This window comes from Streptomyces sp. NPDC050485, assembly GCF_044458185.1.
Taxonomy (GTDB): Bacteria; Actinomycetota; Actinomycetes; order Streptomycetales; family Streptomycetaceae; genus Streptomyces.
On sequence record NZ_JBITHR010000036.1, the window covers coordinates 24,642 to 49,804 of the forward strand.

Below are 25,163 nucleotides of genomic sequence, written 5' to 3' on the forward strand. Positions count from 1 at the left end.
TGACAGGGGCAGGAGCGCCGCCCGCACCATGCCCCACACGCTCCGCCCGATCGAGCTGACGGACGAGACCGTCGCCGAACTCCACATGATCGTCGGGTTCGACGACGACCCCGCAGGCGAAGTCACCCGGGTCGCCAACCGGCTGCGCGGCCTGCTCACCCAGATCCATCCCCAGCTGGAACGGGTTCACCACCGCTCGCACCACCTCTGGAAAGCCAGGTACACACAGTGGAACAGCACCTGTCACGCCGCCGCATGCTCGGACTCGCGGCCCTCGGCGCCGCCGCCCTGGCGGGCAGCCCCACCATCGGCGTCACCCGGGCGCTGGCCGCCGACCGCTCCGGCAGCCCGGCGTTCGTCCCCGCCGTCGTCATCGGGACGGGCTACGGCGCCGCCGTCACCGCCCTGCGCCTCGCCGAGGCCGGCGTCTCCACCGTCATGCTCGAAATGGGCCAGTTGTGGAACCAGCCGGGCCCCGACGGCAACGTCTTCTCGGGCATGCTCAAGCCGGACAAGCGCTCCAGCTGGTTCAAGACCCGTACCGAGGCACCGCTCGGCAGCTTCCTCTGGCTCGACCTGGCCAACCGGGACATCGACCCGTACGCCGGTGTCCTGGACCGGGTCAACTTCGACCAGATGTCCGTGTACGTGGGCCGCGGCGTCGGCGGCGGCTCCCTCGTCAACGGCGGCATGGCGGTGGCCCCGAAGCGCTCGTACTTCGAGGAAGTGCTCCCGCGCGTCGACTCCGCCGAGATGTACGCCCGCTACTTCCCGCGCGCCAACGCCATGCTCCGGGTCAACAACATCGACAACGGCTGGTTCGAGAGCACCGACTGGTACAAGTTCGCCCGGGTCTCCCGCGACCAGGCCCAGAAGGCCGGCCTGGGCACCGTGCACGTCCCCAACGTCTACGACTTCGACTACATGCGACGCGAGGCCAACGGCGAGGTCCCCAAGTCCGCGCTGGCCGCCGAGGTCATCTACGGCAACAACCACGGCAAGCAGAGCCTGGACAAGACCTATCTGGCCGCCGCCCTCGGCACCGGCAAGGTCACCATCGAGACGCTCCACCAGGCCAGGACCATCCGGCAGCAGAAGGACGGGACCTACCTGCTGACCGTCGAGCAGAAGGACGCCGACGGCAGGCTGCTCGCCACCAAGGAGATCTCCTGCCGCCACCTGTTCCTCGGCGCCGGCAGCCTCGGCTCCACCGAACTGCTGCTGCGCGCCCGGGAGACCGGCACGCTGCCCAACCTCAGCTCCGAGGTCGGCGCGGGCTGGGGCCCGAACGGCAACATCATGACCGCCCGCGCCAACCACGTGTGGAACCCCACCGGCGCCAGCCAGTCGTCCATCCCCGCGCTGGGCATCGACGACTGGGACAACCCCGCGGCCCCGGTCTTCGCCGAGATCGCCCCCATGCCGGCCGGTCTGGAGACCTGGGTCAGCCTCTACCTGGCGATCACCAAGAACCCCGAGCGCGGCACCTTCGTGTACGACGCGGCCAACGACCGGGCGAACCTGCGATGGACCCGCGACCAGAACACCCCCGCCGTCAACGCGGCGAAGTCGCTGTTCGACCGCGTGAACAAGGCGAACTTCACGATGTACCGGTACGACCTCTTCGGCAAGCAGCTGAAGGCCTTCTCCGACGACTTCTGCTACCACCCGCTCGGCGGCTGCGTCCTGGGCAGGGCGACCGACGACTACGGCCGGGTCTCCGGCTACAAGAACCTTTATGTGACGGACGGTTCCCTCATTCCCGGCTCCATCGGCGTGAACCCGTTCGTCACCATCACCGCACTCGCCGAGCGGAATATCGAGCGCGTCATCCAGCAGGACATCGCCGCGTCGTAAAGCGGCCGCCGGCACCGGTCCGGCCGGTCTTCCGGGCCGTCCGGGTCATCACATCGGGAATCAGCACGGGGTCCCCCCGGCATGCCCGCACGCCGAAATGCGCTGCGGAACCAGCAATTTGGCAGTAGTTCAACGGGTCGATGGAGCACATTATGCGCGAGTCTGTTTCGATGCCGGACGAATCCGGGATCAGCACACACGACGTGATCGTGGTGATCGGATCGGCGCACCGCCCGCCGGGCGGGACCGACGCGTCCCAGGCATTCGACGCGGAATTCGTCGCGGATTCCACCGGAGCCCCGTTGGACCACAGCCGAACCGGGGTGCTGCCGTACGGGCCCGCCGCGGCGGAGGCGTGGTGGCAGGCGCTGGAGGACGCCGGCGTCGTCCTGGCGGCGAAGCCGGGCGTGCGGATCGGCGCCTTCCTCGCCGTACCCGAAGGCGCGGAACTCCCGCAGGACGACGAGGCGGCCGCCGCCGTCAGCGCCGTCCTGCGGACCGCCCCCGGCGCCGTCCCGGTGATCCGGCGCGTCCCTTCCGGCGCACACGCGCTGCGGGCGGCCCACGACAGCCTCTGCCAGGGCGAGAGCGCCCTGGCCCTGGCCGCGGGCCCGGACGTCCTGCTGCCGGGTGCCGGGACCCCCGGGCCTGGGAGCAACGCGCCCGAGGCTACTGCGTCCGGCGGCTACGGCGCCGTCCTGCTCACGTCCCTCGCACGGGCCATCGCCGACGGCGACCGCGTACACGCCGTACTCTCCGCCGACGGACGGCTCACCGCCCCCGGGGCCGCCCTCGCGGCGGACGACGGCGACACCGGCCGGGCCGGGGACGGCGACACCGCCGTCGAACTCCCGCTGCCCTGGATCCTCTCCGCCGCCGGGCCCGAGGCTCTGCGCGCCCAGGCCCAGCGGCTGCACGACCACCTCACCGCACACCCCGGCCTCGACCCCGCCGCCGTGGGGCGGGCCCTCGCCGACACTCGGCACCGCTTCTCGCACCGCGCCGTCGTCCTCGGCGAGAACACCGGGCAGCTCCTCGACGCGCTGGCCACGGTGGCCGAGGGCGGTTTCGCAGCCGAGGTCGTCCGCGGTATCACCGGCCCCGCCGCCGACCGCCCCGCCGCCTTCGTCTTCCCCGGCATCGGCGCACAGTGGCCCGGCATGGCCGTCGAACTCCTCGACTCCTCACCGCAGTTCCGCGCCGCCGCGCTGGACTGCCAGGAAGCCCTGGCCCCGTTCACCGGCTGGCTGCTCACCGATGTGCTGCGCGGCGCCCCCGGCGCCCCGGGCCTCGACACCCCCGACGTCAGCATGCCCGCCACCTTCGCCGTCCAGGTCGCGCTCGCGCGGACCTGGCTGGCCTACGGCGCCCGGCCCGCCGCGTTCGCGGGGCACAGCATCGGGGACATCGCGGCCGCCCACCTGTCCGGGGCACTGACCCTGCAAGACGCCGCCCGGGTCATCACCTCCTGGGGTGACGGCCTGGCCGAACTCGCCGCACGTGGCGGCGACATGCTCGCGGTGACCCTGCCCGGCCACCGGATGGCCGACCGTCTGCGGCCCTGGGAGGGCAGGCTCGGCGTCGCCGCGTACAACGGCCCCGAGTCCGTCGTCGTCTCCGGCGACACCGACGCCGTACACGAACTGCGCGCCGCGCTGGAGGCGGAGGGAATCCGCTGCCGCCGCGTGGCCGTCGGAGCCGCCGCCCACTCGTCCCACGTCGACGGCGTCCGCGACCGGATGCTGGCCGAACTCGCCGCCGTCGCCCCGCGAGCCACCCACACCCCGCTCTACTCCTCGGCCACCGGCGGCATCGTCGACGGCCGCACCCTGGACGCCGGTTTCTGGTTCGAGGCCCTGCGCCGCCCGGTGCGCTTCGAGCAGACCACGCACGCGCTGCTCGCCGACGGGCACGAAGCCCTCATCGAGGTCAACCCCCACGCGTCGCTCACCGCCGCGATGCAGGAGACCGCCTCCGCCGCTGCCCTGCCCGCCGTCACCGTCAGCACCCTCCGCCGCGACCAGGGCGGGCCGCGCCGCTTCCGTACCGCACTCGCCGAGGCCTACGTACAGGGAGTGCACATCGACTGGGCGCAGGCATTCCCCGCCGGCCCGGCCGGCCGGGTGCCGCTGCCGACCTACCCCTTCCAGCGGCCCGGCGCCGTCGCGGACCGTCCGGCCCTGCGCGGCCGGCTCGCCGCCCTGCCCGACGCCGAACGCGAGCGCGCCGTCGCCGGACTCGTCCGCTCCGTCACCGCCGCGCTGCTGAGCCTGCCCGACCCGGCGGCGGTCGGCGCCGGGCAGGCCTTCCGGGACCTGGGCCTGGACTCCGTCACCGCCATCGAACTGCGCAACCGGCTGAACGAGGCCACCGGCCTCGCGTTGCCGCACACCGTCGTCTTCGACCACCCCACCCCGCGCTCGCTGACCGGCCGCATCATCGCCGAAGCCCTCGGCACCCACGACGAGACCGCCGACGACACCACCACGGCTGCCTGGGACGAACCCGTCGCCATCGTGGCCATGAGCTGTCGGCTGCCCGGCGGCATCGACACCCCCGAAGCCCTCTGGCAGTTGCTCGCCGAAGGCGGCGACGCCGTATCCGCCCTGCCCGGCGACCGCGGCTGGGACGTCGAAGGCCTCTACGACCCGGAGCCGGGACGCCCCGGCCGCTACTACCAGCGCGAAGCGGCCCTGCTCCACGAAGCCGCCGATTTCGACCCGGAGTTCTTCGGGATCTCCCCGCGCGAGGCCCTTGCCATGGATCCGCAGCAGCGGCTCCTCCTGGAGACCGGCTGGGAGGTGCTGGAGCGTGCGGGCATCGACCCCGGCACGCTGCGCGGCACCCGTACCGGCACGTTCGTCGGCGCCATGACCCAGGACTACGGGCCCCGGCTGTACGAGGCGCCCGAGGACGTCAGCGGCTACCTGCTGACCGGCAACACCGCCAGCGTCGCCTCCGGCCGCCTCGCCTACACCTTCGGGTTCGAGGGTCCCGCCGTCACCGTGGACACCGCCTGCTCGTCCTCGCTGGTCGCCCTGCACCTGGCCGCCCAGTCGCTGCGCACTGGTGAGTGCTCGCTGGCGCTGGCGGGCGGCGTCACCGTCCTGCCGTCGGCCGGCTCGTTCATCGAGTTCAGCAAGCAGCGCGCGCTGGCCCCGGACGGCCGCTCCAAGGCCTTCTCCGCCGACGCCGACGGATTCGGCCTCGCCGAGGGCACCGGCATGGTCCTGCTGGAGCGGCTCTCCGACGCCCGCCGCAACGGGCACCAGGTGCTGGCCGTCGTACGGGGCTCGGCGATCAACCAGGACGGCGCGTCGAACGGGCTCACCGCCCCGAACGGTCCGGCGCAGCAGCGGGTGATCCGGCAGGCGCTGGCCAACGCGGGCCTGTCCGCCTCCGAGGTCGACGTGGTGGAGGCGCACGGCACCGGCACCAAGCTCGGCGACCCGATCGAGGCGCAGGCGCTGCTCGCCACGTACGGCCAGGAGCGTGCGGAGGACCGGCCCCTGTGGCTCGGCTCGCTCAAGTCGAACATCGGCCACACCCAGGCCGCCGCCGGCATCGCGGGCGTCATGAAGATGGTGCTGGCCCTCCAGCACGGGCAACTCCCCAAGACCCTGCACGCCGATACGCCGTCCCCGCACGTCGACTGGGCCGGCGGGCACGTACGGCTGCTCAGCGAGGCAGCCGACTGGCCCGCGACCGGCCGCCCGCGCCGCTCCGGCGTGTCCTCGTTCGGGATCAGCGGCACCAACGCGCACGCCATCATCGAAGAGGCCCCCGCAGACCCCGAAACGGTCGTTGACGCCGCTGCCCCTGACGCCCCGGCCGATGAAACCGCAGGCCCGAGCGCCGTGCCGTGGCTGCTGTCGGCCCACACCGCCGAGGCGCTCACCGCCCAGGCCCGCGCCCTCCTCGCGCACACCGGGGCCCACCCGGGCGCGCACCCCGCCGACATCGGCCACTCGCTCGCCACCACCCGTGCGGCCTTCGAGCACCGCGCCGTCGTCGTCGGCACCACCGACGCGGAACTGACCGAAGGCCTGCGGGCGTTGGCGGAGGGCGGCTCGACGCCCCGCACCGTCCAGGGTGCCGCCGCCGACGACCGCCGCGTCGTCTTCGTCTTCCCCGGCCAGGGCTCCCAGTGGGCCGGTATGGCCGTCGAACTCCTCGACAGCTCCGCGGTCTTCCGCGAGCGGCTGCGCGCCTGCGGCGAGGCCTTGGCCCCGTACGTGGACTGGTCCCTGGAAGACGTGCTGCGCGGTGCACCCGGCGCGCCCGCCCTCGACAGCGCCGACGACGTCGTCCAGCCCGCACTGTGGGCCGTCATGGTCTCGATCGCCGAACTGTGGCGCTCCTTCGGCGTCCAGCCCTCGGCCGTTGTCGGCCACTCCCAGGGCGAGATCGCCGCAGCGGCCGTTTCGGGCGCTCTCGGCCTTGACGACGCGGCCCGCGTCGTCGCCCTCCGCAGCCGCCTGCTGGGCAGACTCGCGGGACTCGGCGGCATGGTGTCCGTGCCCGAGCCCCTCGCCGACGTCACCCGACGCCTGGAACAGTGGGGCGACCGGCTCGGCATCGCCGCGATCAACGGACCCCGCTCCATCGTCGTCTCCGGCGACGCGGACGCCCTCGACGAACTGCTCACCACCTGCACCGCCGACGGAGTCCGGGCCAAACGGGTCCCCGTCGACTACGCCTCGCACTCCGCCCACGTCGAGATCATCGAGAGCGAACTCGCCGAGGAGCTCGCCGGCATCACCCCGAAGCCCCCGCAGGTGCCCTTCTACTCCACCGTCACCGGCGAGACAGTCGAGTCCGCGGACCTCGGCGCCGCCTACTGGTACACCAACCTGCGCACCACCGTGCGGTTCGAGCCCGCCACCCGTCGGCTGATGGAGGACGGCCACCAGGTCTTCATCGAGTGCAGCCCGCACCCGGTGCTCGCCATCGGCCTCCAGGAGACCGCCGAGGCAGCCGGCGCCACCGTCGACGTCGTGCCCTCGCTGCGCCGTGGCGACGGCGGCTCCGCCCGCTTCCTGACCTCGCTCGCGGACGCGTACGTCCGCGGCGTGCCCGCCGACTGGTCCGCCGCGTTCGCCGGGCTGCGCCCCCGGATCGTCGCCCTGCCCACCTACCCCTTCCAGCGGCGCCGGTTCTGGCTCGACGCCACCGCCCCGGCCGCGCTCGCCGCCGGTGCCCACAGCGACGAAGAGGCCCGCTTCTGGGCAGCCGTCGAGAACGCCGACGTACAGGCCCTGACCAACTCGCTGGACCTGGCCCCCGACGCCTCCCTCGACAGCATGGTCACCCGGCTCGCCCACTGGCGGCGCCAGTCCACCGAGACCACGCTCATCGACAACTGGCGCTACCGCGTCACCTGGACGCCCACGGCCACCCAGGCCCAGCGCGGCAGCCGGTCCCCGCTGACCGGCACCTGGCTGCTCGTCACCGCCGCCGCCCACCGCGACAGCGCCGACACCACCGCCGTCCTTGACGCCCTCACCGCGCGCGGCGCCCGCGTCGAACACATCACCCTCGACCCGGCCACCGACAGCGACCGGAAGACCGTAGCCGGGCTCCTGACCGACAGCCTGAGCCAGTCCGGCCTGGAGAGCGACGCGGTCAGCGGAGTGCTCTCGCTGCTCGCCCAGAACCCCGAAGCCGCCGACAGCCCGCCCGGACACCGGGTCCTGCCCGCCCTCGCCGCCACCCTCGCCCTCGTCCAGGCCCTCGGCGACACCGGCATCGGCGCCCCCCTCTGGTGCGCCACCTCCGGCGCCGTCGCCACCGGACCCGCCGACCCGCCGCGCCACCCCGCGCAGGCCCAACTGTGGGGCCTCGGACGGGTAGTCGGCGCCGAATCCCCGCAGCGCTGGGGCGGCCTCGTCGACCTTCCCGAAACCCTGGACGAGCGCGCCCTCGACCACCTCACCGCGTTGCTCGCCGACTCCGACGGCGAGGACGAGATCGCCGTGCGCGCCACCGGCACCCTCGCCCGCCGCCTCGTACGGGCGGACCTGAACACGAGCGCGCCCACCCCCGAGTACGCCCTCGCACACCCGCACGGCACCGTCCTGATCACCGGCGGCACCGGCACGCTCGGCGCCCACGTCGCCCGCTGGCTCGCCCGGTCCGGAGCCGCGCACCTGGTCCTCACCAGCCGCAGCGGCCTCGCCGCCCAGGGCGCCGCCGAACTCCGCGACGAACTCACCGCACTCGGCAGCCGCACCACCATCGCCGCCTGCGACGTCACCGACCGGGACGACCTCAGCCGGCTCCTGGACTCGCTGCCCGGCGAACACCCCCTCACCGGCGTCATCCACGCCGCGGGCGTCCTCGACGACGGCGTCCTCGACGCCATGACCACCGAGCGCCTCGAACACGTCCTGCGCCCCAAGGTCGACGCCGCACTGCACCTGCACGACCTCACCGCCGGGCACGACCTGGACTTCTTCGTACTCTTCTCCTCCATCGCCGGTGTCGTCGGCAACGGCGGCCAGGGCGGCTACGCCGCCGGCAACGCCTTCCTCGACGCCCTCGCCCACCAGCGCCGCGCCCAGGGACTCCCCGCCACCGCCATCGCCTGGGGCTCCTGGGGCAGCGGCCGCATGATGGGAGACCTCGCCGAACAGCACCTCACCCGGCGTGGCATCCTCCCCATGCCCGCCGACCTCGGCATCGCGGCACTGCGCCGGGCCATCGAACACCACGACACGGCCGTCACACTCGCCGACATCGACTGGGACCGCTTCGTCCCCGCCTTCGCGATCAGCGGCGACTACCCGCTGCTGCGCCGGCTCCCCGAAGCTCAGCGCATCCTCGACGCCGTCGGCACCCCCGCCACCGCGGGTGGCCCCGCGCTGGCCCAGCGGCTGGCCGGACTGTCCGACACCGAACAGCTCCGGGCCGTCCTCGAACTCGTCCGCACCCAGGCCGCCACCGTGCTCGGGCACGGCGGCGCCGACGCCATCCAGCCCCAACGTGCCTTCCGGGACACCGGATTCGACTCCCTCACCGCGATCGAGCTGCGCAACCGGCTGGCCGGCGCCGCCGGGATGCGCCTGCCCACCACCGTCGTCTTCGACTACCCCAACCCGACAGAACTCGCCGGGTACCTCCACGCCCAGATATCGGGAAGCCCGCAGGCCGCCCACTCGGCCGCGCCGCTCGCCCGGCCCGCCGACGACGAGCCGATCGCCATCGTCGCGATGAGCTGCCGCTTCCCGGGCGGAGTGACCTCCCCCGAAGAGCTGTGGCAGATCCTCGCCGAGGGCAGGGACGTCCTCTCCGGATTCCCCGAGAACCGCGGCTGGCAGCTCGACTCCCTCTACCACCCCGACCCGGAACACCCCGGCACCACCTACTCGCGTGAAGGCGGCTTCCTCTACGACGCCGGCGACTTCGACGCCGGATTCTTCGGGATCTCCCCGCGCGAGGCCCTCGCCATGGACCCGCAGCAGCGGCTGCTGCTCGAAGTCACCTGGGAAGCCTTCGAACGCGCGGGCATCGACCCCGCCACCCTCAAGGGCACCCAGGCCGGAGTCTTCATCGGCTCCAACGGACAGGACTACGCGTCGGGTCTGCGCCAGGCACCCGAAGGCGTCGAGGGCTACCTGCTCACCGGCCGGGCTGCCAGCGTCGTGTCCGGCCGCCTCGCCTACACCTTCGGCCTGGAAGGCCCGGCGCTGACCGTCGACACGGCCTGCTCGTCGTCCCTGGTTGCGCTCCACCTGGCCGTCCAGTCGCTGCGCCTGGGCGAGTGCGAACTGGCCCTCGCGGGCGGTGTCACCGTCATGTCCAGCCCCGGCATCTTCGTCGAGTTCAGCCGCCAGCGCGGGCTGGCCGCCGACGGCCGCTGCAAGGCGTTCGCCGCGTCGGCCGACGGCACCGGCTGGGGCGAGGGCACCGGCATGGTGCTGCTGGAGCGGCTCTCCGATGCCCGCCGCAACGGGCATCAGGTGCTGGCGGTTGTTCGGGGCTCGGCGATCAACCAGGACGGTGCGTCGAACGGGCTGACCGCCCCGAACGGTCCGGCGCAGCAGCGGGTGATCCGGCAGGCGTTGGCGAACGCGGGCCTGTCGGCCGGTGATGTCGACGTGGTGGAGGCGCACGGTACGGGCACCAAGCTCGGTGACCCGATCGAGGCGCAGGCGCTGCTCGCCACGTACGGCCAGGAGCGTGCGGCGGACCGGCCCCTGTGGCTCGGCTCGCTCAAGTCGAACATCGGCCACACCCAGGCCGCCGCCGGCATCGCGGGCGTCATGAAGATGGTGCTGGCTTTCCAGCACGGCGAACTCCCCAAGACCCTGCACGTGGACGCGCCGACCCCGCACGTCGACTGGACGACGGGATCGGTCGAGCTCCTGACCGAGCCCGTGGCATGGCCCGACGGCCGCGAACACACCCGCCGGGGCGGCATTTCGGCCTTCGGCGTGAGCGGAACCAACGCCCACGTCATCGTCGAGCAAGCCCCCGAGCCGGAGCCCGACACCGTTGCCGACACCGCAGCCGCCCCGGCCGCACCGGTGACGGCCGTCCCCTGGCTCCTTTCCGCGAAGAACGCCACCGCACTGCGCGCGCAGGCCGACCGGCTGCGCTCCTACCTGGCCGACCACCAGGACGCTGCCCCGGCCGACATCGGCCTCTCCCTCGCCACGGGCAGGGCGGCCCTCGAACGGCGCGCCGCCATCGTCGGCACCGACCGAGACGAACTGCTCCGCGGGCTGGCGGCCCTCGCGGACGGACATCCCGCCGGTGCCTCGTCCCACATCATCACCGGAGGCACCGACTCCGGTGGCGGGAACGAGGCTGTGCGGACCGCGTTCTTGTTCTCGGGGCAGGGGAGTCAGCGGTTGGGGATGGGGCGTGAGTTGTACGCGGCGTTCCCGGTGTTCGCGGATGCCTTCGATGCGGTGTGTGCTCATGTGGACGGTCATCTGGAGCGTCCGTTGCGGGATGTCGTCTTCGGCGAGGACGCGGAGCTGCTGAACCAGACCACCTATACGCAGCCGGCGTTGTTTGCGGTCGAGGTGGCGTTGTTTCGGTTGGTGGAGTCGTGGGGGGTGCGGCCGGATCTGGTGGCGGGGCATTCGGTGGGTGAGTTCGCGGTTGCCCATGTGGCGGGTGTGTTCTCGCTGGAGGATGCGGCGCGGTTGGTGGCGGCTCGTGGGCGGTTGATGCAGGCACTCCCGGGTGGGGGTGTGATGGTGGCGGTGCAGGCCTCGGAGGATGAGGTGCTGGAGCTGCTGGCGGGGTACGAGGACCGTGCGGGTATCGCCGCGGTCAACGGGCCCTCGGCTGTGGTGGTTTCGGGCGCGGAGGAAGCCGTAACCGCAGTCGTCGGACGCCTGGAGGCTCAGGACCGTAAGACGAAGGCCCTCTCCGTCTCGCACGCGTTCCACTCGCCGTTGATGGACCCCATGCTGGCCGACTTCCGTAAGGTCGTGGAGACGGTGGCTTTCGACGCGCCGCGCGTGCCGGTCGTCTCCACCCTCACCGGTCGCCCGGTGTCTGCGGAGGAGTTCTGCTCGGCGGACTACTGGGTGCGGCATGTCCGTGAGGCGGTTCGTTTCGCTGATGCCGTTACCTCCCTCGCCGACGAGGGCGTGAGTGCGTTCCTGGAGATCGGCCCGGGCGGGGTGCTGACCGCTATGGCGCAGGACTTCCTGGACGAGCACGCGGTCACGGTTCCCCTGCTGCGTACGGACCGCGCCGAGGATGTGGCGGTCACCACCGCCCTCGCTCAACTCCACGTCCACGGAACGCCCGTCGACTGGACGGCCGTCCTCGCCGGACAGGGTGCCCGGCGCGTCGACCTGCCCACCTACGCCTTCCAGCGCGAGCACTACTGGCTCAACGTTCCCGCGAGCGCCGACGTCACAGCGATCGGTGTCGCCGATACCGAACACCCCATGCTGGGCGCCACTGTTGTGCTCCCGGACGGTGCCATCGTGCTGACGGGTCGGCTGTCGCTCGCCACACATCCCTGGATCGCGGACCACGCGGTGTCCGGAGTCGTCCTCGTCCCCGGCACGGCCTTCGTGGAGCTGGCACTGCGGGCCGGGCAGGAAGCCGGCTGCGAGCAGATCGAGGAGCTGACCCTGGAGGCGCCGCTCGTCCTGCCCGAGCACGGCGGGGTCCAGCTCCGCCTCACGGTCGGGCCACAGGACGCGTCCGGGCGCTGCGCAATGGAGCTGTACTCCCGGCCGGAGGACGCTTCCGGGGCGCAGGAGTGGACACGTCACGCGGCCGGCACGCTGTCCGCCGAGCCGCCGAAGCCCGCCTCGTCCGAACTCACCGTGTGGCCGCCGCAAGACGCCGTACGGGTCGCCACCGACGACCTGTACGACCTGCTCGACGACCTCGGTTTCGGCTACGGCCCGGTCTTCCGAGGCCTGAAGGAGGCCTGGCGCCAGGGCGACTCCCTGTACGCCGCCGCTTCCCTCCCCGAGGAGTCGGCGCCGGACGCCGGTGCGTACGGACTGCACCCGGCGCTCCTCGACGCCGGGCTCCACGCCTCCTGGCTCGGCCTGCTGTCCGGGTCCGAGACCGGCCAGGGCCTGCTGCCGTTCTCCTGGAGCGAGGTGCACCTGCGGGCCGCCGGTGCCCCCGCGGTACGGATCAAGCTGACCCCGGCCGGGACGGACGCGGTGTCGGTCCTCGTCGCCGACGGATCGGGGCAGCCGCTCGCGACGATCGGCGCGCTCGTCCTGCGCCCGGTCTCCGCCGACCAGCTGCGACGGGCGGCGAAGCCCCGCAACGATTCCCTCTTCCGCCTCGACTGGACCCCGGCCGAACGGCCGGCGGACGGACCCGTCCCCGAGTTCACCGTGGCTACACCGGGCCGGCCGGCCACCGAAGGAAGCGCGCAGGCGGACGACACGGCCGCCGAGGTACGGGCCACGAGCCACCGGACACTCCGGCTGATCCAGCAGTGGCTCGCCGAAGACCGGTCCGACGCGGCGCCGCTCGTACTGGTCACCCACCACGCAGTCGCGACGGACGCCGGCGAACGCGAGGCGCTCGACCCGGCCCAGGCCGCCGTCTGGGGCATGGTCCGCTCGGCGCAGTCGGAGAACCCGGGGCGCTTCGTCCTCCTCGACCTCGACCCGGACCTGGCTACGGACAGTGACCTCGGCCGCGCGACCGTACGCGCCGCCGTGAGCACGGGCGAACCGCAGCTCGCGGTGCGTGGCGGCGCGGTTCTGCTGCCCCGCCTGGTGCGGACGACGGGCGAAGCCGAAGGGCGCCCGGGCCAGACATTCCGGGCCGGAGGGACCGTCCTCGTCACGGGGGCGACCGGAACGCTGGGCCGCCTCGTCGCCCGGCACCTCGTCACGCGCCACGGCGTCCGGCACCTGGTGCTGACCGGACGCCGGGGTCTCACCGCCGAAGGCGCGGCCGAGTTCGAGGCCGAACTGGCCGGACTCGGCGCCCGGGTCGTCACCGCCGCCTGCGACGTGGCCGACCGTGAGGCACTCGCCGGGCTGCTCGCAGCGATACCCGCCGAGCACCCGCTGACCGGTGTGGTGCACGCGGCGGGCGTGACCGACGACGGGATCGTCTCCGCGCTCACCCCGGAGCGTGTCGACCACGTGCTCCGCCCCAAGGTGGACGCCGCACTGAACCTGCACGAACTCACGCGGGAGATGGACCTGTCCGCGTTCGTCCTCTTCTCCTCGGTGTCCGCCACCCTCGGCGGCGCCGGACAGGCCAACTACGCCGCCGCGAACTCCTTCCTGGACGCCCTCGCCCAGCAGCGCCGCGCGGCCGGGCTGCCCGCCGTGTCCATGGCCTGGGGGCTGTGGGCCGAGGGCAGCGGGATGACCGCCAAGCTGGACTCGGCCGACCTCGCGCGCATCCGCCGCATGGGCCTGGCCGCCATGGACTCGGCCACGGGCCTCGCCCTGTTCGACGCCGCGTGCGCGGCCGGAGGCGACGTCCTGTTCCCGGTTCCGCTGGACCACGCGGGGCTGCGGGTCCAGGCCGCCGACGACAAGGTGCCCGTACTGCTGCGCGGTCTCGTCAAGGCCCCGGTCCGCAGGGCCGGTGGCCCGCGCGACAACTCGGCCGTCGGGGCGGCCGACCGTGCCACGGCTCTGGCCCAGAGCCTGTACGGGCTCCCCGAGGCGGAGCAGGACCGCGTCCTCGCCGACCTGGTGCGGCTCCAGATCGCCACGGTGCTCGGCCACGCCTCACCGGACCAGGTCGAAGCGGAGCGCCCGTTCAAGGACCTCGGCTTCGACTCGCTCACCGCCGTCGAACTGCGCAACCTGCTCAACGCCGTCACCGGCATCCGGCTGCCCGCGACCCTGGTCTTCGACCACCCCACACCGCTGGCCCTCACCCGCTTCCTGCGCGCCGAGATCCTCGGGGACGGGCCCGGCGGTACCGGCATCCGTACGGTGACCCCGGCGAACCTGCTGCCCGGTGGCATCCCCGCCGCCGATGAGCCGATCGCGATCGTCGGGATGAGCTGCCGTTATCCGGGTGGGGTGCGGTCGCCGGAGGATCTGTGGCGGCTGGTCGCGGAGGGCGGTGACGCGGTCGGTGGCTTCCCGGTGGACCGTGGCTGGGCTGTCGATTCGCTGTATCACCCGGATCCGGATCACGCGGGGACGAGTTATGCGCGGGATGGCGGGTTCCTGTATGACGCGGCCGAGTTCGATGCCGGGTTCTTCGGGATTTCGCCGCGTGAGGCGCTTGCGATGGATCCGCAGCAGCGGTTGTTGCTGGAGACGTCGTGGGAGGCGTTCGAGCGGGCCGGGATCGATCCCGCCACGCTGCGTGGTTCCCGTACCGGTGTCTTCGCCGGGGTGATGTACCACGACTACGGCTCGCGGTTGTCCGTCGTACCCGAGGGGTTCGAGGGATACCTGGTCAACGGGAGCGCGGGCAGCATCGCCTCGGGCCGGGTGGCTTACACCTTCGGTCTGGAGGGGCCGGCGGTGACGGTGGACACCGCGTGCTCCTCGTCGCTGGTCGCCCTGCACCTGGCGGCGCAGGCCCTGCGCCAGGGCGAGTGCTCGATGGCTCTGGTCGGTGGTGTGACCGTCATGGCGACCCCGAACATCTTCGTTGAGTTCAGCCGCCAGCGTGGGCTGGCCGCCGACGGCCGCTGCAAGGCCTTCTCGGCCTCGGCCGATGGCACCGGCTGGGCCGAGGGCGCGGGCATGCTGCTCGTGGAGCGTCTGTCGGACGCCCGCCGCAACGGCCACCAGGTGCTGGCGGTCGTGCGGGGCTCGGCGATCAACCAGGACGGTGCGTCGAACGGCCTGACGGCTCCGAACGGCCCGGCGCAGCAGCGGGTCATCCGCCAAGCGCTGGCGCAGGCCGGCCTGTCCGCCACCGACGTCGACGTGGTGGAGGCGCACGGCACGGGCACCACGCTCGGCGACCCGATCGAGGCGCAGGCACTGCTCGCCACGTACGGCCAGGAGCGTGCGGAGGACCGGCCCCTGTGGCTCGGCTCGCTCAAGTCGAACATCGGTCATACGCAGGCGGCTGCGGGTGTGGCGGGTGTGATCAAGATGGTCGAGGCGATGCGTAGCGGTGTGCTGCCGAAGACGCTGCATGTGGATGAGCCGTCGCCGCACGTGGACTGGTCGGCGGGTGCGGTGCGGCTGCTGACCGAGCCGGTGGAGTGGGCGGAGTACGGGCGTCCGCGCCGGGCGGGAGTGTCCTCCTTCGGGGTCAGCGGCACCAACGCCCACGTCGTCATCGAGCAGTCGGCGGAGCATGAGCCGCCGAGCGACGATCAGGAGACCTCGCCGACGGCCGGCACGGCGGTCGCGTGGCCGCTGTCCGCCAAGGACCCGGCGGCCCTGCGCGAGCAGGCCGCCCGCCTGCTGGCGCACCTGACAGAACACCCGGACCTCGGCCTTGCCGATGTCGGCCTGTCCCTGGCGACCTCCAGGTCCGCACTCGACCTGCGGTCCGCAGTCGTCGGTACCACCCGCGAGGACCTGCTGAGCGGCCTGGACGCCCTCGCCGCAGGCCGACCGGCGGCCGGCGCGCTCCTGCGCGGTGAGACGCCGACCGGCGCGCCCGCAGGGGGGAACCGGACCGCGTTCCTGTTCTCGGGGCAGGGGAGTCAGCGGTTGGGGATGGGGCGTGAACTGTACGCGGCCTTCCCGGTGTTCGCGGATGCCTTCGACGCGGTCTGCTCCGCGCTGGACGCGCACCTCGAACAGCCGGTGAAGAGCGTGGTGTTCGGCGATGACGCGGCACTGCTGCACCAGACCGTCCATACGCAGCCGGCGTTGTTCGCCGTCGAAGTGGCGTTGTTCCGTCTCGTGGAGTCGTGGGGAGTTCGGCCGGACTTCCTGGCGGGCCATTCGGTGGGCGAGTTCGCCGCGGCCCATGTGGCGGGTGTGCTCTCGTTGGAGGATGCGGCGAAGCTCGTGGCCGCGCGCGGCCGACTGATGCAGGCGCTGCCGGTTGGGGGTGTGATGGTGGCGGTGCAGGCCTCGGAGGACGAGGTGCTGGATCTGCTGGCCGGGTTCGAGGACCGTGCGGGTATTGCGGCGGTCAACGGCCCCTCGGCCGTGGTGGTTTCGGGCGCCGAAGAGGCAGTGGCCGCGGTCGTCGGTCGGCTGGCTGCCCAAGGCCGCAAGACGAAGGCCCTCTCCGTCTCCCACGCCTTCCATTCCCCGCTGATGGAACCCATGCTGGCCGACTTCCGGGCCGTCGTGGAGAGCGCTTCCTTCGCAACCCCGAAGCTTCCGGTCGTCTCCACCCTCACCGGCCGTCTGGCATCTGCGGAAGAGCTCTGCTCCACCGACTACTGGGTCCGTCATGTCAGCGAGGCCGTGCGGTTCGCGGGTGCCGTGACCTCCCTCGCCGACGAGGGCGTCCGTACGTTCCTGGAGATCGGCCCGGGCGGGGTGCTGACCGCCATAGCGCAGGACTCCCTGGACGAGCACGCGGTCACGGTTCCCCTGCTGCGTGCGGACCGCGCCGAGGACCTGGCCGTCACCACCGCCCTCGCCCAACTCCACGTCCACGGCGTTTCCGTCGACTGGACGGCCGTCTTCGCCGGACACGGCGCCCGACGCGTCGACCTGCCCACCTACGCCTTCCAGTACGAGCACTACTGGCTCGAAGCGCCGACCGCCCCCGGCGATGTCGCCGCGGCCGGCCTGGCCACCGCCGGACACGCCCTGTTCGGAGCAGCAGCCCTGCTGCCGGACGACGCCGGATCGCTGCTGACCGGCCGGCTGTCACTGGCCACCCACCCCTGGCTGGCGGACCACGCCGTCTCCGACGTGACACTGCTGCCGGGAACCGCCTTCCTGGAGATGGCCGTCCGGGCCGGCGACGAGCTGGGCTGCGGTCGCGTCGACGAACTCACCCTCGCCGCGCCCCTGGTGCTCCCGGAGCACGGCGCGGTCCAGGTACGGGTGGTGGTCGGCGCGGCCGACGACACCACGGACCGGCGCACGGTGCGGATCTACTCGCGTGCCGACGCCGTGGACGAGACCGCTGCGGAGACCCCTTGGACCCGCCACGCCACGGGGTTCCTCGTACCGGACACCGAGGGGACGGCGGCGGTCGACGTCCCGGGCATGCCCGGGACGGGCGCTGCCTGGCCGCCGGCCGACGCCACCGCCGTCGACATCCACGACTGCTACGGGCAGCTGGCCGAGGCCGGGTTCGCGTACGGGCCCGTGTTCCAGGGCCTGCGCCGAGTATGGCGGCGGGGGGACGACGAGCTCTTCGCCGAGGTAGCTCTCCCCGACGACACCTCGGTCGCCGGATTCGCCGTGCACCCCGCCCTCCTCGACGCGGCGCTGCACGCCATGATCGTGGGCGAGTTCCTCACGGCGGGCCACGAAGGCCGGCTGCCGTTCGCCTGGAGCGGCGTGAGCGTGTACGCAACCGGCGCCGAGACGCTGCGGGTGCGCCTGACCCGTGCCGGGTCCGGGCCGGAGTCGGTGTCGCTGCAGCTCACCGACGGTCTGGGGCGGCCCGTGGCATCGGTGGAGTCACTGATGCTGCGGGCGGTGACTCCCGGGCAACTCGCCGAAGCGGGCAGCGGGCACGGCGCGTCGACGCTCCGGGACTCGCTGTTCCGGGTGGACTGGGAGCGGTGCGAGCCCGACCCGGGCGCGGAGCCCGTGGGTGTGGTGGTGTGCGAGAGCCTGTCGGCGCCGGAGCTGGGTCCGGACGGGGCTCCGGCTCCGGACGCCGTGGCCGTAGCGGTGCACGGGATACCCTGCGGCAGCGACGACGCGTCGGCCGCCTCGGCCGCGCAGCATGTGCTGGTACTGCTCCAGGAGTGGTTGCCGGAGGGCCGGTTCGACGCATCGCGCCTGGTCATCGTGACGCGAGGCGCCGTGAACGCCTCCACCGCCGACGCTGCCGATGCCGTCGACGTGGATGCGGCGCAGGCCGCGATATGGGGACTCGTGCGATCGGCGCAGTCGGAAAACCCCGGCCGGTTCGTGCTGGTGGACGCCGACGTCGACTCCGACGCCCTCGACACCGCCCAGCTGGCGGCCGCGGTGGCCTCGGGCGAGCCGCAGATGGCGATCCGGGACGGCGCGCTGCTCGTTCCGCGTCTGACGCGGATCGACGCCGTCTCCGCCGAACTCCCCGCCTTCTCGGCCGAAGGGACCGTACTGGTCACTGGTGCCTCCGGTGTGCTGGGGCGCCTCGTCGCACGCCACCTGGTCACCGCGTACGGGGTACGGCACCTGCTGCTGGCGAGCCGTCGCGGCCCGGACGCCGCGGGCGCGCCGGAGTTCGCCGAGGAACTGCGGACGCTGGGCGCCGACGTACGGACCGTCCGCTGCGACGTGGCGGACCGTACGGCGCTGGCCGATCTGCTGGCGGCGATTCCGGCCGACCAGCCGCTGACCGGTGTGGTGCACGCGGCGGGCGTGACCGACGACGGGATCGTCTCCGCGCTCACCCCCGAGCGCGTCGACCGCGTCTTCCGCCCCAAGGCCGACGCCGCCCTGAACCTCCACGAGCTGACCCGGGACGCCGACCTCACCGCCTTCGTCCTCTTCTCCTCCGCCGCCGGCACCCTCGGCAGCGCGGGACAGGCCAACTACGCAGCTGCGAACTCCTTCCTCGACGCCCTCGCCGAAACCCGCCGGGCCGCCGGGCTGCCCGCGGTGTCGATCGCCTGGGGCCTGTGGGCGCAGACCAGCGCGCTCACCGCCGACCTGGCCGCCGCGGACCGGCGCAGGATCAGCCGGTCCGGGCTGATCGCGCTGGAGGCGGAGGAGGGCCTGGCGCTGTTCGACGCCGCGTGCCGCTCCGCCCTCGCCACGGTGGTTCCGGTCCGGCTGGACACCGGCGTGCTCCAGGCACAGGCACGCGCCGGAGCCCTGCCCCCGCTGTTCCGGAAGCTGGTACGAGGCTCCGTACGGCGTGCGCTCAAGGATGCGACGCACCAGACCGCGACGGGGTCCTCGCTGGCCGAGCGGATCACCGCCCTGCCGGCCGCCGAGCGGTACGACGTCGTGCTCGACCTCGTCCGGACCCGGGCGGCGGCGGTGCTCGGTCACGAATCCGCCCGATCGGTGGCGGTGGACCGGCAGTTCAGGGACCTCGGCTTCGACTCGCTCACCGCCGTCGAACTCCGGAACTCCCTTAACACCGCCACCGGCCTGCGGCTGCCCGCGACCCTCGTCTTCGACCACCCCACCCCCGAGGCGCTCACCCGATCCCTGCTGACTGAACTTGTCGGTACGGCACCCGGCGCCGCGGAGCATGCTCCGGCACCGGTCCCCGCCGCCGATGAGCCGATCGCGATCGTCGGGATGAGCTGCCGTTATCCGGGTGGGGTGCGGTCGCCGGAGGATCTGTGGCGGCTGGTCGCGGAGGGCGGTGACGCGGTCGGTGGCTTCCCGGTGGATCGTGGCTGGGCTGTCGATTCGCTGTATCACCCGGATCCGGATCACGCGGGGACGAGTTATGCGCGGGATGGCGGGTTCCTGTATGACGCGGCCGAGTTCGATGCCGGGTTCTTCGGGATTTCGCCGCGTGAGGCGCTTGCGATGGATCCGCAGCAGCGGTTGTTGCTGGAGACGTCGTGGGAGGCGTTCGAGCGGGCCGGGATCGATCCCGCCACGCTGCGTGGTTCCCGTACCGGTGTCTTCGCCGGGGTGATGTACCACGACTACGGATCACAGCTCGGCGGAGCCGTACCCGAAGGACTCGAAGGTCACCTCGGCATGGGTACGTCCGGCAGCGTGGCCTCGGGACGGCTCTCCTACACCTTCGGTCTGGAGGGGCCGGCGGTGACGGTGGACACCGCGTGCTCCTCGTCCCTGGTCGCCCTGCACCTGGCGGCGCAGGCCCTGCGTCAGGGTGAGTGCTCGATGGCCCTGGTCGGTGGTGTGACGGTCATGGCGACCCCGAACACGTTCGTTGAGTTCAGCCGCCAGCGCGGGCTGGCCGCCGACGGCCGCTGCAAGGCCTTCTCGGCCTCGGCCGATGGCACCGGCTGGAGCGAGGGCGTCGGCATGCTGCTCGTGGAGCGCCTGTCGGACGCCCGCCGCAACGGCCACCAAGTGCTGGCGGTCGTACGGGGTTCCGCAGTGAACCAGGACGGCGCGTCGAACGGCCTGACGGCTCCGAACGGCCCGGCGCAGCAGCGGGTCATCCGCCAGGCGCTGGCGCAGGCCGGCCTGTCGGCCGGTGACGTCGACGTGGTCGAGGCGCACGGCACGGGCACCACGCTCGGCGACCCGATCGAAGCCCAGGCGCTGCTGGCGACGTACGGCCAGGACCGGCCCGGGGACCGGCCGCTGTGGCTCGGCTCGCTCAAGTCGAACATCGGGCACACCCAGGCCGCGGCCGGCGTCGCCGGCGTGATCAAGATGGTCGAGGCGATGCGGCACGGTGTGCTGCCCAAGACGCTGCACGCCGACGAGCCGTCGCCGCACGTCGACTGGTCGTCCGGTGCGGTGCGGTTGCTCACCGAACCGGTGGAATGGGCGGAGTACGGGCGGCCCCGGCGCTCGGCCGTATCGTCGTTCGGGGTCAGCGGCACCAACGCGCACGTCGTACTGGAACACGTGCCGAGCGCGGAGCCCGCGTCGGCTGCCGAGCACGCTCCGGCGCCCGGCGCCGTCCCGTGGATCCTCTCCGCCAAGGACGAAGTGTCCCTGCGCGCACAGGCACAGCGCCTCGCGTCCCATCTCGCCGGGCACCCGACCCTGGGCATCGGCGAGGTTGGACGGTCGCTCGCCACGTCGCGTGCGGCGATGGAGGTGCGCGCGGCGGTCGTCGGCACCCGGCGCGAGGATCTGCTGGAGGGCTTGACGGCTCTTGCCGCCGGCCGCCAGGCAGCCGGGGTCGTACGCGGTGAACTGGAGCCCGCTACGTCCGGCGCCGGAAACCGGACCGCGTTCTTGTTCTCGGGGCAGGGGAGTCAGCGGCTGGGGATGGGGCGTGAACTGTACGCGGCCTTCCCGGTGTTCGCTGATGCCTTCGACGGGGTGTGTGCGGTGTTGGACGTGCATCTCGAACGGCCTTTGCAGGGTGTGGTGTTCGGCGATGACGCGGAACTGCTGAACCAGACCACCTATACGCAGGCGGCGTTGTTCGCGGTCGAGGTGGCGTTGTACCGGCTGGTGGAGTCGTGGGGTGTTCGGCCGGACTTCCTAGCGGGGCATTCGGTGGGTGAGTTCGCGGCTGCCCATGTGGCGGGTGTGTTCTCGCTGGAGGATGCGGCGCGGTTGGTGGCTGCTCGTGGCCGCCTCATGCAGGCGCTCCCGGCCGGGGGTGTGATGGTGGCGGTGCAGGCCTCGGAGGACGAGGTGCTGGAACTGCTGGCGGGGTACGAGGATCGTGCGGGTATCGCTGCGGTCAACGGGCCCTCGTCCGTGGTGGTTTCGGGCGCCGAAGACGCAGTGGTCGCGGTCGTCGAGCGGCTGTCGGCTGACGGTCGTAAGACGAAGGCACTGTCCGTCTCCCACGCCTTCCACTCGCCGTTGATGGAGCCGATGCTGGCCGACTTCCGGGAGACCGTCGAAGAGGTCGCCTTCGGGGCTCCCAGGCTCCCCGTCATGTCGACGCTCACCGGGTGTCTGGTGTCTGCGGAGGAGTTCTGCTCCGTCGACTACTGGGTGCGGCATGTCCGCGAGGCGGTCCGTTTCGCGGATGCCGTCACCTCCCTTGCCGAGGAAGGCGTGAGTACGTTCCTGGAGATCGGGCCGGGCGGGGTGCTGACCGCTATGGCGCAGGACTCTCTGGACGAGCACGCGGTCACGGTTCCCCTGCTGCGTGCGGACCGCCCCGAGGAGGTGGCCGTCACCGCCGCCCTCGCTCAACTCCACGTCCACGGAACGGCCGTCGACTGGACGGCCGTGTTCGCCGGACAGGGCGCCCAGCACGTCGACCTCCCCACCTACGCCTTCCACCGTCGCCGCTACTGGCTCGCATCGGGTTCCCCTGCCGGTGACGTGGCGTCCGCGGGGCTCGTGGCGGCCGAGCACTCCCTGCTGGGTGCCGCCGTCGCCCTCGCGGACGGCGCCGGGGCGCTGCTGACCGGCAGGCTGTCGCTGGCCACGCACCCGTGGCTCGCCGACCACACCGTCATGGACGCGATCCTGCTGCCCGGCACCGCGCTGGTCGATCTCGCGCTGCGTGCCGCCGACGAGGTGGGCTGCGATCGCGTGGACGAGCTGACCCTCGGAGCCCCGCTCGTCCTGCGCGAGCAGGGGGCCGTACGGCTCCAGGCCGTCGTCGGAGGGCCGGACGCGACCGGGCACCGCACGGTCGACGTCTACTCCCGCCCCGAGAGCGCCGACGCCGTCGAGCCGTGGACCTGCCACGCGACCGGTGTCGTGTCCGTGGACGCGCGGCCACAAGGACAGGAAGAGCCGCCGCGCGACCTCGCCGACTGGCCCGCCCCCGGGGCCGAACGCCTGGAGACCGGCGGAGCCTACGAGCGGCTGGCCGGCCTCGGCTTCGGCTACGGACCGGTGTTCCAGGGCCTGCACGGCCTGTGGCGGCGCGGCGACGAGGTGTTCGCCGAGGTACGGCTGCCCGACGAGACGGAAGTCGGGGGCTTCGGGATCCACCCGGCCCTCCTCGACTCCGCACTGCACGCGATCGGCCTCGGCGGCCTGCTGCCCGACGCCGGACAGGGACGGATCCCGTTCGCCTGGAGCGGCGTGACCGTACAAGCCACCGGCGCGACGGCCCTGCGGGTCAGGCTCACTCCGGCCGGCGCCGACGCGGTGGCCCTGCTGGCAACCGACGAGGCAGGCCGGACCGTGGCCTCGGTCGACTCTCTGGTGCTGCGCCCCGTCTCGGCGGAGCAACTCGCCCAGGCGAGCCGCGAGCACGGGCAGCACGATTCCCTCTACCGCGTCGACTGGACCGCCCTTCCCCGCACCTCGGAGGCCCCCGTGAGCGAACCGGGCGAGCAGTGGACCCTCATCGGCGGCGACGACGGTCTGCGCGCCGCCCTGGAGGACTCCGGCATGACCGTCTCGTACCGCCCCGGTCTGGACGGCGCAACGGCACTGCCGGGGGTCGTGCTCGCGGCCGTCGACGTGCACCCGGACGGCGACCACCCGGTGGCGCACGTCCACGAGACCGCACACCGGACGCTGGAGCTGCTCCAGCGCTGGCTCGCCGAGGAACGGTACGCCGACACCCGGCTGGTCGTCCTGACCGCCAACGCCGTCGTCGCCAAGGACCGGGACCAGGAGGACCGCGACAAGGAGGTCGACCCGGCGCAGGCCGCGATCTGGGGCCTGGTGCGTTCGGCGCAGTCGGAGAACCCCGGCCGCTTCGTCCTGGTCGACCTGGACCGCGACGCGGCCTCCGTGCGGGCGCTGCCCGGACTGCTGGCCTCGGGCGAGGAGCAGTTCGCCGTACGCGGTGGGTCGGTACTGGTGCCGCGGCTGGCGCGGGCCGAGAACCCGGTCCCCCTCGGCGACACGAGCCCCGCGTTCACCGCCGCCGGTACGGTCCTGGTCACCGGCGCCTCGGGCCTGCTGGGGCGCCACGTCGCGCGGCACCTGGTCACCGAGCACGGCGTACGGAACCTGCTGCTCGTCAGCCGGACCGGCGGCCGGGCGGCAGGCATGGCCGAACTGGAGGCGGAACTCGCCGCACGGGGGGCCCGGGTCACCGTGGCCGCCTGCGACGTGGCCGACCGTGAGGCGCTGGCGCGGCTGTTGGCGGCGATACCCGCCGAGCACCCCCTGACCGGGGTGGTGCACGTGGCGGGGGTGACCGACGACGGCGTCGTCACCGGCCTCACCGCCGAGCGGATCGACCGGGTGTTCCGGCCCAAGGTCGATGCGGCCCTGCACCTGGACGAACTCACCCGCGACATGGAACTGTCCGCGTTCGTCCTCTTCTCCTCCGCCGCCGGCGTCTTCGGCGCGGCGGGCCAGGGCAACTACGCCGCCGCCAACTCCTTCCTGGACGCGCTCGCCCAGCAGCGCCGCGCGGCAGGCCTGCCCGCCGTATCGCTGGCCTGGGGGCTGTGGGCCGAAAGCAGCGGGATCACCGGCGAGCTGAGCGACGCGGACCGCGGCCGCATGGCCCGCAGCGGGGTGCTGCCCCTGGCCACCGACGAGGCCCTCGGTCTCTTCGACGCCGCGACGGCCCACCCCCAGAGCACTGTGGTTCCGATACGGCTGAACCAGGCGGAACTCCGCAGTCAGGCCGCGGCCGGCGCACTGCCCGCCCTGCTCACCTCGCTCGTCCGGGTTCCGGCCCGGCGGACGGCCGCGAGCGCGGCCGCGACCGGTGCAGGGGCGGAACTTGCGGGGCCCGAGGACCTGTCGGGGCGCCTGGCCGGTCTCACCGAGGCCGAACAGCGCAAGCTGCTGCTCGACCTGGTGTGCGAGCACGTCGCCGCAGTCCTCGACCTCGCGTCGCCCCAGGCGGTCCGGCCCGGTCAGGCCCTCCGCGACCTCGGGTTCGACTCCCTGACCGCCGTCGAGCTGCGCAACCGGCTGGGCCAGGACACCGGGCTGCGGCTGCCTCCCACGCTCGTCTTCGACTACCCGACCCCGGCCGAACTGGTCGAGTACCTCAAGGCCGAGGCGGCCCCGTCCGGCCCGGGCGTCACCGGGATGCTCGCCGAACTCGACCGGATCGAGACGGCGCTCCGGATCACGGCGGCGGCCGACGCGGAAGGCCGCGGCGCCATCACCTCGCGCCTCCGGGAACTGCTCGACCAGTGGGCCTCGGCCGTCAGCACGGGTGAAGGGGCCGCGGCGGTGACAGCGGAAGTCCCGGATGCCGCCGATGAACTCCAATCCGCCACCGACGACGAAATGTTCGACTTCATCGGCAAGGAATTCGGGATCTCCTGA

At 72.9% G+C, this 25,163-nt stretch carries 2 protein-coding genes and 1 pseudogene; all 3 read left to right on the top strand.

The window, feature by feature from the left end:
- Nucleotides 1-16 precede the first annotated feature (16 nt).
- Nucleotides 17-187: pseudogene (locus ACIBK6_RS38370) on the top strand (transposase); the annotation flags it as partial.
- Between the two features lie 68 nt (nucleotides 188-255).
- A complete protein-coding gene (locus ACIBK6_RS38375; RefSeq protein ID WP_399057489.1) occupies nucleotides 256-1,857 on the top strand; it encodes a GMC oxidoreductase in 1,602 nt (533 codons plus the stop codon).
- A gap of 152 nt (nucleotides 1,858-2,009) precedes the next feature.
- Entirely contained in the window at nucleotides 2,010-25,163 is a 23,154-nt protein-coding gene (locus ACIBK6_RS38380; RefSeq protein WP_399057485.1) for a type I polyketide synthase, read from the top strand.

Excerpts from the sequence above, each read along its gene's own strand:
- ACIBK6_RS38375 (WP_399057489.1), top strand. The coding sequence starts at position 256 with ATGCTCGGACTCGCGGCCCTCGGCGCCGCCGCCCTGGCGGGCAGCCCC.
- ACIBK6_RS38380 (WP_399057485.1), top strand. The coding sequence starts at position 2,010 with ATGCGCGAGTCTGTTTCGATGCCGGACGAATCCGGGATCAGCACACAC.